The organism is Leptolyngbya sp. 7M, from assembly GCF_018128485.1.
In genome coordinates this window covers 2257337-2272030 of sequence record NZ_CP070897.1, presented here as the reverse complement: position 1 = coordinate 2272030, position 14694 = coordinate 2257337, and the positions used below count along the sequence as shown (strand labels likewise).

General features: G+C 51.7%; 9 protein-coding genes and 1 pseudogene. 5 read left to right on the top strand and 5 right to left on the bottom strand.

All coding sequences use genetic code 11. From position 1 onward, the window contains the following. Positions 1–59 precede the first annotated feature (59 nt). Genes JVX88_RS10790 through JVX88_RS10780 form a run of 3 tightly spaced genes read right to left on the bottom strand, consistent with a single transcriptional unit; the run spans position 60 to position 3286 of the window. Complete coding sequence (locus JVX88_RS10790) at positions 60–1061, bottom strand: ABC transporter ATP-binding protein (protein WP_410503781.1); 1002 nt, start codon at positions 1059–1061, stop codon at positions 60–62. 23 nt (positions 1062–1084) lie between these two features. Next, positions 1085–2089: an ABC transporter ATP-binding protein gene (locus tag JVX88_RS10785; RefSeq protein ID WP_211627310.1), complete on the bottom strand. Its 1005-nt coding sequence runs from the start codon at positions 2087–2089 to the stop codon at positions 1085–1087. Further along, on the bottom strand, positions 2090–3286 hold the full coding sequence (locus JVX88_RS10780; RefSeq protein ID WP_211627309.1) for a S41 family peptidase: 1197 nt from the start codon (positions 3284–3286) through the stop codon (positions 2090–2092). A 182-nt stretch (positions 3287–3468) separates the two neighbouring features. Between JVX88_RS10780 and JVX88_RS10775 the strand changes: the two genes are divergently transcribed. The 4 genes from JVX88_RS10775 (at position 3469) to JVX88_RS10760 (ending at position 8896) form a co-directional block, all read left to right on the top strand. Beyond that, positions 3469–3750, top strand: coding sequence for a hypothetical protein (locus JVX88_RS10775; protein ID WP_211627308.1), 282 nt, complete (start codon positions 3469–3471; stop codon positions 3748–3750). 143 nt (positions 3751–3893) lie between these two features. Further along, positions 3894–4334 carry an Hsp20/alpha crystallin family protein gene (locus JVX88_RS10770; protein ID WP_211627307.1) on the top strand — a complete coding sequence of 147 codons (441 nt, stop codon included), beginning with the start codon at positions 3894–3896 and terminating at the stop codon, positions 4332–4334. Positions 4335–4836: 502 nt separating this feature from the next. Further along, entirely contained in the window at positions 4837–8226 is a 3390-nt protein-coding gene (gene treS / locus JVX88_RS10765) for a maltose alpha-D-glucosyltransferase (protein ID WP_211627306.1), read from the top strand. Next, entirely contained in the window at positions 8201–8896 is a 696-nt protein-coding gene (locus JVX88_RS10760; RefSeq protein WP_211627305.1) for a serine hydrolase, read from the top strand. The genes treS and JVX88_RS10760 overlap by 26 nt, the downstream gene beginning before the upstream one ends. A 46-nt stretch (positions 8897–8942) precedes the next feature. Here JVX88_RS10760 and JVX88_RS10755 read toward each other — a convergent pair whose 3' ends face one another. Next, positions 8943–10751: an ABC transporter ATP-binding protein gene (locus tag JVX88_RS10755; protein WP_211627304.1), complete on the bottom strand. Its 1809-nt coding sequence runs from the start codon at positions 10749–10751 to the stop codon at positions 8943–8945. 666 nt (positions 10752–11417) lie between these two features. On the opposite strand from JVX88_RS10755, the gene JVX88_RS10750 reads away from it, so the two are divergent. Further along, positions 11418–13178 (top strand): ABC transporter substrate-binding protein, encoded by a 1761-nt coding sequence (locus JVX88_RS10750; RefSeq protein WP_211627303.1) that lies wholly within the window; start codon positions 11418–11420, stop codon positions 13176–13178. 151 nt (positions 13179–13329) lie between these two features. Here JVX88_RS10750 and JVX88_RS43990 read toward each other — a convergent pair. Next, positions 13330–14682: pseudogene (locus JVX88_RS43990) on the bottom strand (AAA family ATPase); the annotation flags it as partial. Between the last annotated feature and the right edge of the window lie 12 nt (positions 14683–14694).

The following is a 14694-nucleotide window of genomic DNA, read 5'->3' as shown; positions in this document are numbered from 1 at the left end:
TCCCTTCAATCTCCCAAAAATGTGGATATATAGAGCTTTCCTGACCTACAATACGCCGATCATGCGCTCGGTGTTTCCTTTTTCTTTTCGACGGATCCGTCGTAACCTTCAGCCCTGATGCACGCCGCGAAGTGACCTGGTGCCAATTCGCGCAGCTCTGGTTCTATCTTCGAACACGCATCGATGGCGATCGGGCAGCGGGTACGAAATCTGCAGCCTGACGGAGGGGCGATGGGTGTCGGCACGTCGCCTTTCAAAACGATGCGTTCGCGTTTTGCTCTAGGATCGGGCACCGGGATAGCAGAAAGGAGCGCCTGAGTGTATGGATGGAGCGGATTCCTGTAAAGATCAGCTGAATTCGCTATTTCGACGATCTTCCCGAGATACATCACGGCAACGCGGTTCGATATATGCTCTACTACTGCAAGCCCGTGAGATATAAAAAGATATGTAAGTCCGAATTCCTGCTGCAGATCCTGCAGCAGATTCACGACCTGTGCCTGAACCGAAACATCGAGAGCCGAAACTGGTTCATCACAAATGATCAGCTTTGGGTTGAGTGCAAGTGCCCGGGCGATGCCAATCCGCTGCCTTTGCCCGCCGGAGAATTCATGAGCATAACGATCCATATATCTCGGATCGAGACCGACCTTTGAAAGTAGATCGGCAACGCGTTCTTTCTGTTCAGCTTTATTTCCTATTCCGTGGATCTTTAATGGTTCCGAAATGATCGACCGGATCGAAAGCCTTGGATTAAGGCTCGAATACGGGTCCTGGAAAATGATCTGCATTTCCCGCCGCAGGATCTGCATCTCGCGGTTCGGCAGCCCGACAATGTTTTTTCCTTCAAATAAAACATCTCCGCTCGTCGGTTCGTGCAAACGCAGCAAACATCGCCCGACCGTAGATTTCCCGCACCCCGACTCACCAACAAGCCCTAGCGTTTCGCCAGCAACAATGTCAAACGACACGCCGTCCACCGCCCTAACAACGTCATCGCTGTTCTCGACGGGAAAGTGCTTCACAAGGTCTTGGACCTCAACAAGCTCTGTTTTTTGAATCGTAGCGGCAGTTTTCATTAAAACTATGCGGTCATTCTCTTCTCACGCCCTGGTTCGTGAAGCACACATCGAACCTTTATGCCGGCTGAAATATCATAAAGGGGGATCGGTGCAATCGAGCATTGCGGCATTCGAAACTCACAACGCGGTTCGAAGTGGCATCCCGGCGGGAGATCTGTTGGGCTCGGCACCGTCCCCTCAATGGTCTGCAAACGTAAGTCGCGTTCGATGTTTGCGGCAGTCAATTTCGGAACTGAACGCAGCAGCCCTTGCGTATATGGGTGCTTTGGTTTATCAAATAATTCATCAACGCCGGATTCCTCGACGATCTTTCCGGTGTACATTACGCAAACACGGTCAGCGACATCGGCAACCACCCCCAGGTCATGTGTGATCAACAAAACCGCAAGCTTTCGCGTTTTCCTAAGCTCATCGAGCAATTCAAGTATTTGTGCCTGGATCGTGACATCGAGTGCGGTCGTCGGCTCGTCTGCTATAAGCAATTCCGGGTCGCAGGCGAGTGCCATTGCGATCATCACACGCTGACGCATTCCGCCCGAAAGCTGATGCGGATAATCATCCACTCGGCGTTCGGGCGAGGGGATCGCAACTTCCCGCATAGCTTCGATCGCCGCTTGTTTCGCTGCTTTCTTATCAAGCTTTCGATGCAATCGCAACGCTTCAGCGATCTGTTCACCGACAGTGTAAACAGGATTGAGCGACGTCATCGGGTCCTGAAAGATCATCGCGATATCGTTGCCGCGGATCTCACGCAGACGGTCGTCGGTCGCTGTCGTCAACTCTTCACCTTTGAACTTGATGGAACCGCCCGCTATCTTTCCCGGTGGGTAGATCAAACGCATTATCGACAATGCCGTGATCGATTTTCCACACCCCGATTCCCCGACAAGCGCCAACAATTCGCCCTCGCATATATGAAAGCTCACATCATTAACCGCCCGCACCAAACCAGCCCGCGTTGGAAAATGTGTCTGAAGATTGCTGACTTCCAGCAATAAATTGCCCATCTAATTCTTATTCCTATTAGGATCGGCCGGGCGTCCGGGCAGACGCACCGGCGATGTTAGTTTCTTCATAACTTCGGCGATTCCGCGTTCGAGCTGCGGGTCGCGGCCAGCGATCACGGAACGCGGGTCGTTATCGACCTCGATGTCCGGATCGACGCCATAGCCTTCGATGATGTATTCTCCCTTTGTGTTCGCGAGAGCAAATTCGGGCACATTTACCACGCCGCCATCTATCAAGTTCCCACGATTTGTTATGCCTACAACGCCTCCCCAGCTTCGTTTCCCGATCAGCGGTCCAAGCCCGGCTTCGCGGAACATATACGGGAATATATCGCCGTCTGAAGCCGAATTCTCATTGAGCAAGGCGACCATCGGTCCTCGGAAAACACCATCGGGATAGGTCGTGGCATCTTCGTCGCCGCGTCGGAAGTTCACTCCGAGAACGCGCCGCCGCAGCCTTTCGATCAGCATCCGTGAAACGTTTCCGCCGCCATTCGCACGCACATCGACCACAAGCCCTTCCTTATCAAGCTGCGGATAATACCATTTGATAAACTCGCGAATTCCAGCCGCTCCCATATCCGGAATGTGAATGTATCCAACACGGCCATTAGTGGCATCGCTTACCCGTTTTCGGTTAGCTTCGATCCAGTTCAGGTAGATCAGATCGGATTCGTTAGTTATTGGCCGGAATGCTATTTTTCGTGAGCCTTGCATTGACGGGGTCGAATTGACCGTAAGAATTACTTCTGCGTTTGCTTTCCCTCTGAAATAAGCGTAAACGTCCCGGTCTGTCTTGACCTCTTCGCCATTTACAGCAAGCAGATAGTCGCCAACGCGGGCATCAACGCCTACCTCGGTCAGCGGTGAACGGTAGATATCTTCCTCATTATGCCCGGCAAAGATTCGTGAGATCCTATATCTGCCCGATGCTTTGTCTGCCTCGAATCTCGCACCGGAAAGTGCAACCTGCACCCGCGGAGGCAGATTCATATCTCCGCCGTCAATATATGCATGTTGAACCGTAAGCTCTGAGCTCATCTCGGCGATGATGTAATTCAGATCTGCACGATGTGCGACGTGCGGCAGCCATTTTTCATAGTCGCGGCGTATGGCGGCCCAGTCAAATCCGTGCATGTTCTCGACATAAAACCAATCGCGATAACGCCGCCAAAGGTTTTCTTGGGAAAATCGCATCGCCACGGTGTTGAGTTATGTAGAGGACTCTCTCAAACCTGCCCCAATTACATAGATTTAATTCTATAAATTTGCTTCACGAAAGTTTCACAGAATAGCAGGGCGCATCAGGGGCAGGTGCATAGGAGAGGAACCTTCCGACCTACATAAAATCAGTCCTCACCTATCCCTCGACTGCGACTATGAAAAAGCCCTCTTTAACCATCGCTTTAGCTCTGAGTATCATCTCACTGTTAGTTGCTGTTAAGCCCGCAGCAGCTGATGTTTCGATTGAAATCATTTCTCGCTCTGACGCACGTTCAACTCACTCAGAAGACCGGGATTCCCTATCTCAAACTGCTAGTTCTGATTCCGCCAATCGCTCCAATCGCTCTGAAATCAGCTTGAACGACACTGGAGATAAAAACCAAGCCGAATCGCAAACGCCTGAAGATGACTTTGAAGGCATCTTGATTCGGATTTGATTTTGCTGTTAAAGGTACGGAAACTGCCAACCTCAAGGTACCCAAAACCGAACTCTCCTAAATTAGAATTCCAACTATTCTAATGGATGTGGAGGGAAGAACCTCAAGACCCAACACAGAATCGGATTTAGGAGGTTACAACTATGGCTCTGATTCGTTGGCAACCATTTCAAGAAATCGATGCTCTACAACGCGAAATGAACCGTTTGTTTGACGATGTGCTTGCTCCTAGCAGTCGCCGCGAGAACGGAATGGCCTTTATGCCTGCGGCAGAAATGAAGGAAACGGAAGACGCAATTCATCTGAAGCTAGAAGTACCTGGATTAGAAGCCAAAGATCTAAATGTCGAGGTTACAGCTGATGCTGTATCGATCAGCGGCGAACGCCAGAGTGAAACCAAAACGGAAGAAAAAGGTGTATTCCGCAGCGAGTTTCGCTATGGCAAATTCCAGCGTGTGATTCCGTTACCGGCACAGATCGATAACCAAAAAGTGCAGGCTGAGTACAAGGATGGTATTTTGAAGCTGACGCTGCCTAAGATGGAAGACGAACGCCGCAAGGTTGTCAAAGTGAATCTAGGATAGGAACCTGAATAGCGGGGAAGGATGTCAAATCTTCGAGGTATTTCGGATTAGAGTTGGCGCATCTTCTCTTTTATCCTAAGAGATTGTCCTAAGAAACTTCTGACAATTTTTACAAAAAGAGGTGCAGGGATTAAATTCTCTCTGCACCTTTGTTTTAGCTGATGATTTACAGCCTTTTCCAGGCTAGTGAAGTACAAAAATTGGGGTGCAGGGGCACAGCCCCTGCGTGGGGGCGAAGCCCCCACACCCCCTATACCTTACGTGGGTGAAAAACGCTGTATCACTTGCTGTTGGGTCTACTTGCGCTAGAGTGAGCCAAACGCAGGTCAGCAGATCGCTGTTTCCTGGTCTCTTGGCCTTAGTAGAGGAGGCAGACCAGGGGAGAGGAAATGTCCTGAATCTGCGCTAGATCTGCACTGGATCTGCAAAAGTGATAGGTATGTTATTGGCAAATCAGGATGCGACCATTAACTTGATTCAAGGGAACTGGACTGTGGAGAACATGCAACGATCAACGCTGAACGACGACCCCCTTTGGTTTAAAGACGCCATTATCTACGAAGTGCCGGTGAAAGCCTTTGCAGACAGTGATGCAGATGGCATTGGTGATTTTCGTGGTTTAACTGAGAAACTTGATTACATTCAAGACCTCGGTGTAACCGCTATTTGGCTCTTGCCCTTCTTTCCCTCACCCCTGCGCGACGATGGCTACGATATCTCCGATTACTACACCGTCAACCCGATTTACGGCCATCTCGACGATGTCAAAACCTTTCTCGATGAAGCCCATCAGCGCGGCATTCGCGTAATTGTTGAGTTGATCGTCAACCACACCTCTGACCAGCACCCCTGGTTTCAACGGGCACGGCGCGCCGCACCAGGCAGCAGCGAACGCGATTTCTATGTCTGGAGCGATTCGCCGGAGAAATACAAGGGCGTGCGCATCATTTTCAAGGATTTTGAAACCTCCAACTGGACCTGGGATCCGGTCGCCAAAGCCTACTACTGGCATCGCTTTTATTCCCATCAGCCCGATCTCAACTACGAGCATCCAGAGCTGCAAAAAGCCGTGTTCGACGTGGTTGATTTTTGGCTGGGGCTGGGCGTGGATGGCCTGCGCATGGATGCCGTTCCCTACCTCTACGAAGAAGAAGGCACCATCTGCGAAAATTTGCCCAGAACCCACACCTTCTTGAAAGCACTGCGTGCCCATGTCGATACCCACTTCCCCAACCGGATGCTGCTAGCCGAGGCCAACCAGTGGCCCGAAGATGCGGCAGCCTACTACGGTGAAGGGGATGAGTGCCACATGAACTTCCACTTTCCGCTGATGCCCCGGCTGTTTATGTCGCTGAAGATGGAAGACAGTTTTCCGATTATCGACATTCTCCAACAAACGCCCCACATTCCCGACAACTGCCAGTGGGCGCTATTTCTGCGCAACCACGATGAGCTGACGCTGGAAATGGTGACTGACGAAGACCGGGACTATATGTATCGCGTCTATGCCGAAGATCCGCAGGCCCGCATTAACCTGGGAATTCGCCGCCGTTTGGCTCCACTGCTCAGCAACAACCGCCGCCGGATTGAGCTGATGAATAGCCTGCTGCTGTCGTTGCCGGGTACTCCTGTGCTCTACTACGGCGACGAAATTGGCATGGGAGACAACATCTATCTAGGCGACCGCAATGGGGTGCGCACGCCGATGCAGTGGAGCGGTGATCGCAATGCCGGCTTTAGTCGCGCTAATCCTCAAAAGCTGTTTCTGCCGGTCATCGTCGATCCGGAGTACCACTATGAAACGGTGAATGTGGAAGCGCAGCGGGCCAATCCCAACTCGCTCTGGTGGTGGATGAAGCGGTTGATTGCGATTCGCAGCCGCTACAAGGCGTTTGGTCGCGGGACGTTTGAATTGCTCTATCCCGAAAACCGCAAAGTGCTGGCTTTTACGCGCACCTACCAGGGCGAACATATTTTGGTAGTGGCGAACCTGTCGCGGTTTGTGCAGGCGGTGGAATTGGATCTGTCGCCGTTCCAGGGTATGGTGCCGGTAGAAATCTTTGGCCGCACTGAATTTCCGCGTATTGGCGAATCGCCTTACTTCCTGAGCTTGGGTCCCCATGCCTTCTTCTGGTTTACTTTGCAATACCAGGAAGCGACTCTGGCCGCCCGACCCCAATCGGAATTGCCGACGCTAACGGTGAATGGCAATTGGCGTGATGTCTACACCCGGACCGAAGTTCGCAAAGCCCTAGAAGGCATCCTGCCCGATTATTTGCTGACCTGCAATTGGTTTAAGAAAGGCCGGATTCTCCAGACGGCTCAGTTAGTGGATGCGATTCCCATCTCCCTTCCCGAAGGTAGTCATAGCACCAAATCGCTTCCAGACGGTACGTCCAACTTTGATATTGTGCTGGTCCGAGCCGAATATACCGAGGGTATGCCCGATACCTTTGTGTTGCCGCTGGTGTTTGTGTCAGACAAAGCTGCAGACATCAAAGCCATGGATGGAGCCTTGGTGCGTTTGGTCGGCAAAACCGAAACTGGCATCCTCGTCGATGCATTAGGAGACCGGGCGTTTCTGGAAATTCCGCTACAGGCGATTGTCCATAAAGCTCGCTACAGCGGCAGTAGCGGCGAAATCACCGCCAGCATTACCAATGCCCTATCCCAGGTATGGCAGGAAGGACAGACCGAACCAATTGAACCGCATTTGCAGCGCGGCAACCATACCAACGCCTTAATTGTCTACGGCGCTTCCGCAGAAGGCGGCTCTACCCACAATCGCTATATTTTTAAGCTGTTTCGTCAGGTGGACGAGTGCATTAACTCAGATTGGGAAATTGGCCGTTTCCTCACCCGCATGTCCGAGCAGCTCGGTCTGTCGGCTGAGAAACTGGTTGCTCCGGTGCTGGGGGCACTGGAATATCAGCGCAAAGGGGCCGAACCGATGACAATTGGTATGCTGCAACATTATGTCCCAGAAGCGCGGGATGCTTGGTCCTATGCCCTCGACGGGTTGCGGGACTGCTTCGAGCGCGTCATGGTTAGCCAAATCGAGCTAGATGACATCTCCATGCCGTCAACGGTACTCTCAAAAGCGCTCGCTACCGAAATGCCCGAAATGGTGAATGAGCTGATGGGATCTCAGGTAAGAGCTGCCGAGCTGCTCGGACAACGCACCGCTGAGCTGCATCTGGCTCTGGCGTCCAATCCCGACGATCCAAACTTTGCGCCAGAAGAATTTTCGTCCTTCTATCAGCGCTCGATCTACCAGTACATGCGCAACCACGCCGGACGGGTATTGCTGCAATTGAAAAAACAAATCAGGCAATTGCCCAACGAATCCCAATCCGCCGCTCGCACGATCCTGAGCCACTGGGAAGACCTACTAGGACGATTCAAGAGCGTCTTGGATCTGCAAATTACCGGCATGCGTATCCGCTGCCACGGCAACTACCACCTAGAGGAAGTGCTCTACACCGGCAAGGATTTCGTTGTGATTGACTTTGAGGGCGAACCCAACCGGCTGCTGAGCGAACGCCGGATGAAACGCTCTCCGCTACGCGACATTGCCAGCATGATGCAGTCCTTCTACTACGCCTCTCAGGTTGCCTTGCGTAATGAGGTCGAAAGTGGCCTAATTCGTCCAGAAAACCGCGAGCTGATGCAATCTTGGGCACAGTTCTTCCACGCTTGGGCCAGTCTCACCTTTATCAAGAGCTACCTGACCACCGCCGGCAATGCCTCGTTCCTACCCCGGACCCATCAGGAATTACAAGTCTTACTCGATGCCTACCTGCTAGAAAAGGCTGTCTATGAGTTGGGCTACGAGGGCGCTTCTCAACGACGGCAAACTGATCTCAATGAAATCTCGCGATCGCGCGTTTGAGATTATGCGACGCACGGCGAATGACAGTTTGCTGCCCAGCGTCATGTCGCCTGGTTCGGCCATCGCTCACAAAACTGGCGATATTGGGTCGATGTTGGGGGATATCGGTTTGGTGGATCTGCCCAGCGGTCGGCGCTATGCGATTGCCACGATGGTGAAGCGCCCTCACAACGATGTCCGTGCTCAAGACCTGATCCGGCAAATTGCTGCCATTGTCTACGAACATTTTGGAGGGCAGCCGGTGTTGGTTCCTAGCCCCATTCCTTCGCCATCCCAGACAGTTCCCCAGCAACCTATGGCTCCAACCATGCCAGCTCCTGCAGGGGTGCCGTCTCCGGGGATGCAGCAGCCTATACCCCAGCCCAGTACCAGTACCATACCTCCATCGGGGAATCAACCTGGTATGATGCCGAGTCCTGCTGCTCCGATCGCTCCTGGTCCGCAATTGGCTGCTCCATCTCCGGTGGCTCCCGGTATGGCCAATCCAGAGATTGAGCAGCCGGCACCAACCGAATCAGAAGCTGCCAACCCTGAGCCAGAGGCTGATCCCAGCCAAGAGGATGCTGAAGTGGATGCAAACCTGGACCCGGAAGATGGATCCAGCGAAGCCATCGATATGACCTTTTTGCCAGAAACTCTATCGGAGAGGGGCTGGGGTGGAAGCCGCTAACCCATTGCTCTTCAGTTGGGCCTTTAGTTAGCCTCAGTTAGGCGGGTTATACTGCCAGTGAGCGCTGTGCTTGCCGTCTTTGGATATCGTCTAGTGTGGCGTTGGGGATGGCGCGGATCAGTTGGCGGGTGTAGTCACGGGTGGGGTGGTTGTAGATCTGGTCAGCAGGGCCAATTTCCTCGATTTTGCCTTGATTCATCACCATAATGCGGTCGCTGACAAATTTGACCACGCTCAGATCATGGGAAATAAAAATGTAGGTGAGACCAAAGTCTTGTTGCAGGTCTTTGAGCAGGTTCAGCACCTGGGCCTGTACTGATACATCCAAGGCTGAAACCGATTCATCGCAGATAATGAAGCGCGGATTGCAGGTGAGCGTGCGGGCAATGCAGATGCGCTGCTGTTGTCCTCCAGAAAATTCGTGGGGCATGCGGTTCATGGCGCTGGCGTCTAGGCCAACCCGCTCCAACAAGGCCACTGCTTTTTGGTAGCGCTCTTGCCGAGAACTGCCTATACCGTGAATGATCATCGGCTCCATCAGGGCTGAGCCAACACTTTGCCGCGGATCCATCGAGCCATAGGGGTTCTGAAACACAATTTGCATAGCCTGACGAAGCTGGCGCAGCTCGGTCTCATTTAGTTTGAATACGGGCTTACCGTCAAAAAAAACTTCGCCAGCAGTAGGTTCAATCAAGCGCAGCAGCACGCGGCTCAAGGTAGTTTTGCCGCAGCCCGACTCGCCGACCAGCCCCAAAGTTTCACCCGGATAGACATCAAAGCTGACGTTATTAACGGCATGGAACGGAATTATCGGTCCAAACAGCCCAGTCCGCATCGGATAGGTTTTGGTTAAATGCCGCACCGACAGCAGCGGTTCCTGTTGCAACAATTGCTGCATGCGATCGGTCTGTTCCGCTTGGGTCACTGGTGTAAAGCGAGGATTACTTTCGATAATACTGAGCGGCTGAGGAATGATTTCAGGCTGACCATCGGGCATCGTGGTGACCTGCATAAAGTCGGAAACTGTGGGCAGGCGTTTAAGCCGTTGATCGGGTCGAGGTCGGCAGTTCAGTAGCCCTTTGGTATAGGGATGCTGGGGATTAGCGAACAGATCATACACGTTGGCAATTTCCATGACTTGCCCGCGATACATCACCACTACCCGATCGGCAATTTCTGACACCACACCCATATCGTGCGTAATAAACAGAATTGCCATATTGCGGCGATCGCGAATTTCTCGCAGTAGTTCCAAAATCGTAGCCTGAATCGTGACATCTAACGCAGTCGTTGGTTCATCCGCAATAAGTAACGTTGGATTTCCGCTCAGGGCCATTGCAATCATCACTCGCTGAATTTGCCCACCCGAAAGCTGATGGGGATAACGTTCCATCATGCCTTCTGGATCGGGTAGCTTGACTTCTCGAAATAAATCTACTGCCCGTCCATAAGCATCTTCTTGTGATATATCCGAGTGCAATAAAATGGCTTCTACAACCTGATCACCACAGGTATAAACCGGATTGAGCGAGGTCATTGGCTCTTGGAAAATCATGGCAATCTGCCCTCCCCGATATTGGCGTCGCTCTTCGATGGGCAGTGCCAGCAAATTAATGGGGTCGGTTTGCTTGTGCGGATTGCGGAACCAAATTTCGCCGGTGACTTGAGCCGAAGTCACCAATAGCCCCATCACCGCCAGCGCTGTCACTGATTTGCCTGACCCCGACTCGCCAACCACACAAATTGTCTCTCGTGGCAATAACGAAAACGAAATACTTTGCAATACCTGCACCCGCTGCTGCTCTTGCCGAAATTCAACTGAGAGATTGCGAATATCGAGGATGGGGGTGCTCATAGGTTTAACACAGTTTTTATGATAAAGAATGAACCCAAGCCACCAATTCTGTTAGCAATTGAATCAATAACTACTAGTTAGCCAACTCGCTTAGCTTGGATAGAGATTATGTTAATTGAATAGTTGAATCAAGTAGGTGAGCATAATTAAACCTAAAACCCTGCGCCGCCCGCTGCGCGGGCGGCGCAGGGTTTTGAATCTGGTTTTTAATTATGCCGAGGTACTTATTTTAGAGGAAAAGTTTAAGCAAAGGCGACATCTCATTTCAAAATGTCAACATTTCATTGCACAAAGTACTCTAAACAACTGGCCTATTCCTTTGGATAGATTTGCAAGCTATGATTTACTTAGCAAAAGTGAGCAGATAGTGGAATCAAAGACTTTCCCTGTTTAATCAAAATCTTCAGTTGAGTTACAAGGTGTAAGGTTGCGACTTCTCTTGAATTGATTCCTCGATCTTTCCTCCCAAAGATGGACTTAGATCATTTCAATCGCGTATTATTATAGCTCTTTGCTATCTGCTCTACACTTAGCCCCAGCTTCGATTCTTTTAACGAAACTTATCTAAATTCCTGTGACTTTGTGTGACGGATTGTTTCGTTGCGCCTGCTCTATTTTTCTGACGTTTTTTATCTTTAATCAGCCTCTGAAAGGAAGCGATTACTTATGATTCAACGCTTAAAACGATGGCAAGCCGTACTATTTGCATTCACGGCTGTTTTAACAGTTACGCTCTCCAATTGTGCACCCCAAACCACGGCTCCTACTACCGGCGCGTCTCCCGGAAACAGTCCCGCTGGTTCGACTGCTAATGCTTCTACTCTAATCTTTGGTGCTGCGGGCGATCCCGCCAACTTAGAGCCTGGTAATATCGAGGACAGCAACTCGACCTATGTGCAGCATCAAATCTACGACCGCCTGATCGACTATAAGCCTGGTACAACTGACCTGGAACCTGCTCTGGCAACCGAATGGACAGCATCCGAGGATGGCCTGACCTGGACGTTCAAACTGCGAGAAGGTGTTAAGTTCCATGATGGCACTGACTTCAATGCCGAAGCCGTAAAAGTGAATATTGAGCGCTGGTGGGATCCTAACAATTCTCTGGGTTTTCGCGATGCCGGGAAGGATTATGCCATTTGGGAAGGGCTATTTGGCGGATCCAAGGGTAACGAAAACTCGATTTTGCAGGCCGTCAACGTGGTTGATGATTCAACCATTGAGTTTGTGCTGAAAAATCCCTTTGCCGCCTTTCCTGCTGCGATTGCCTCTGGCTACTTCGGGATTGCTAGCCCAGATGCGATTCGAAAAGCCGGCGCAGACTATGGCACCGCTGGCTCTGTGGCAGTTGGTACCGGACCCTACAAGTTTGTAGAATGGCGCACGGGTGATCGAATCGTGCTGGAGAAGAACCCCAGCTACTGGAAATCGGGCTTCCCGAAAACTGAACAGGTGGTGTTTCGCTTCATCAAAGAACCTTCTGCTCGGCTGGCCGAACTGCGAGCCGGCAGCATTGACTTCACGATCGACATTGCTCCGGACCAGTTAAACGAACTGAAGAGTGACCCCAACCTGCAAGAAGTGCGCCGCCCGCCTTTTAACGTGGGGTATTTGGCTCTCAATACCAGCTATGAACCACTGGCTAAAAAAGAAGTGCGGCAGGCAATCGCGATGTCGCTCAACCGCAAAGCGATCGTGGATTCCTTCTGGTCTGGGTTGGCCACGAGCGATGGGTTCTTTATGCCACCTTCGCTGAAGCAGTTTTATGACGCTAGCCAGAGCGATTATGAATACAATCCTGACCAAGCTAAGAAGATGCTGGCTGATGCGGGCTATCCCAATGGTTTTGATCTAGAGCTTTGGTACATGCCCGTCTCGCGTCCCTACTTTCCCACACCTAAACCAATTGCCGAAGCATTTGCGGCTGATTTGGGTGCCGTTGGTATTCGGGTCAAACTCAACACCAAGGACTGGGCTGCCTATCTAGATGACCGCCTCAAGTCACCCGGTTATCAAGCCTTTATGCTGGGCTGGACTGGCGACTATGGCGATCCGGACAACTTCCTCTACTACCATTTTGGTCCGGGCGGTACCAAGGATATTGGTGACTGGAAGAATCCGCAAGCCTTCAAACTGTTAGAAGATGCCCGCAAGGAATCGGATCAGGCTAAGCGCGTCCAGATGTATTCCCAGGTCGAAAAAATTGCCTTGGATGAAGCGGTGCGTATTCCTGTCGTTCACTCGGAACCATTGCTGGCTCAGCGTTCTAACATCGCAAATTGGCAGCCCAGCCCCTTTGGTAGCGAGTCTTTCGAAACCGTTGAGAAAGGTAGCTTAGGGATTGAATTTCGGTGTTTTTACGTGCTCTATCAGCAAACCAGGCAGCACCCCCTGAGACAACTGCAACACTCATTGAGAGGGCAATAATCAGACCCGTTGTAAGTTGGGAGAGGAATTTTCGCCGCTGTTCATCCTGGCGACTAGCTCGAACAAACTGAGTTTCGAGGTCGTTGAGGTCTTCATAGCCCAAAGCCTCCTGCAGCGCACTTCCCCGCAGTAACCAGCTCCGGTCCTTGCCTTGGGCTTGCCACCGCTCTGCCTTTCTCCTCAGATCGAGCCGCTGCCGGAGTGTGACCCGCTCATCCTCCAGCCAATCTACTAGGCGTGACCAATTGCGGATTAAGGCTTCATGGGCCACCTCGACCTGAGCGTTTTCAGGAATATCGCTGTCCGTTAGGCGCACTAAGCGAGCAGCCACCAATTTATCGAGAACCCGATCGACGCGATCGATCGCTTCTCCTTTGCGATATAGCTCTTTGCGGGGGATGCGATTGCTGGTCACTTCCAACCCTTCGCCAGGGCGTACCATCTGCAGCAGGATCCGCTTTACGGTGAGCTGTTCTTCAGGAATCAGATTGTTATAGAACTCATTCGCACTGTTGGATAGGGCCGAACGTCCACCGCCCAACCGCTGGTAAGCGTCCCAAACAATGCGATTGTGTTCGCGGTGATCCCAGAGTTTGAGCAGGGTAAATTGCAAGAGCGGCAGGGCAGCAGGTTCACCCAACACATCGTTCAGGAGTTTATCGACCAGTCCCGCTTCAAACTTTAAACCCACCAGTTCGGCTGGTTTCTCGATGGCTTCTCGCAGTTCGCTGGCATCGAGCGGAAACACTCGTACAGCAGATTGTTCAAAGTGCTCCCACAGCATCGGAATCCGGGCAACGTAACTCTCAAAGTCGGTCCGCATGGTCAAAATCAGGACATGTTGAGCCTCCGGAGTTTGGACAAAATTGAGCAGATTGCTAATAAATGCCTGACGGACTTCGTCATCCTGACAGAGGGTAAACACCTCTTCAAATTGGTCAATCACCAACACGGCTGGATGCTTTTCTGGCTGCAGCAGTTGGACAAGATGCTTGGAATTCTGTTTCAAGGCTGCGACCTGCTGTGTAATCCATGTCGTTGGTACACTCTCAGGCGGTTGCAAACGTTGCGCCAGAGCCACTAAAGGATCGGAACCGGGGACTAACGGTTCGTAATAGATCCAGTCCTGGCTATCTGGCAATGCCCCAGCCTTAAGTCTGGGTAACAAGCCTCCCAAAACCACGGACGACTTGCCACTCCCAGACGAGCCAACCACAACCAGCAGGCGGTTAGTTGTTAAGTGGTTAAGCAGTCTTTCTACTAGCCGTTGCCGCCCAAAAAATAGCTGTTGATTCTGCTCGCGAAACGCCTCTAAGCCTATATACGGGCAGCGATCGTCACTCAAGTCAGGAGCGAGGGACGGATCGAAATCCACCAAAGTTGTGTCGGGTGGCTCCTGCCCAGCCCGATAGAGGAGTGAACTCCAGTAATCGAGAATGCCCTGCGCGGCCCAGCGATCATCCTCATTATCTAGAACCGCTCCGGTTGCCCGTCCTTTGAGCATAAACTGCTCAAT

Excerpts from the sequence above, each read along its gene's own strand:
- JVX88_RS10785 (WP_211627310.1), bottom strand. The coding sequence starts at position 2,089 with ATGGGCAATTTATTGCTGGAAGTCAGCAATCTTCAGACACATTTTCCA.
- JVX88_RS10780 (WP_211627309.1), bottom strand. The coding sequence starts at position 3,286 with ATGCGATTTTCCCAAGAAAACCTTTGGCGGCGTTATCGCGATTGGTTT.
- JVX88_RS10775 (WP_211627308.1), top strand. The coding sequence starts at position 3,469 with ATGAAAAAGCCCTCTTTAACCATCGCTTTAGCTCTGAGTATCATCTCA.
- JVX88_RS10770 (WP_211627307.1), top strand. The coding sequence starts at position 3,894 with ATGGCTCTGATTCGTTGGCAACCATTTCAAGAAATCGATGCTCTACAA.
- treS (WP_211627306.1), top strand. The coding sequence starts at position 4,837 with ATGCAACGATCAACGCTGAACGACGACCCCCTTTGGTTTAAAGACGCC.
- JVX88_RS10760 (WP_211627305.1), top strand. The coding sequence starts at position 8,201 with ATGAAATCTCGCGATCGCGCGTTTGAGATTATGCGACGCACGGCGAAT.
- JVX88_RS10755 (WP_211627304.1), bottom strand. The coding sequence starts at position 10,751 with ATGAGCACCCCCATCCTCGATATTCGCAATCTCTCAGTTGAATTTCGG.
- JVX88_RS10750 (WP_211627303.1), top strand. The coding sequence starts at position 11,418 with ATGATTCAACGCTTAAAACGATGGCAAGCCGTACTATTTGCATTCACG.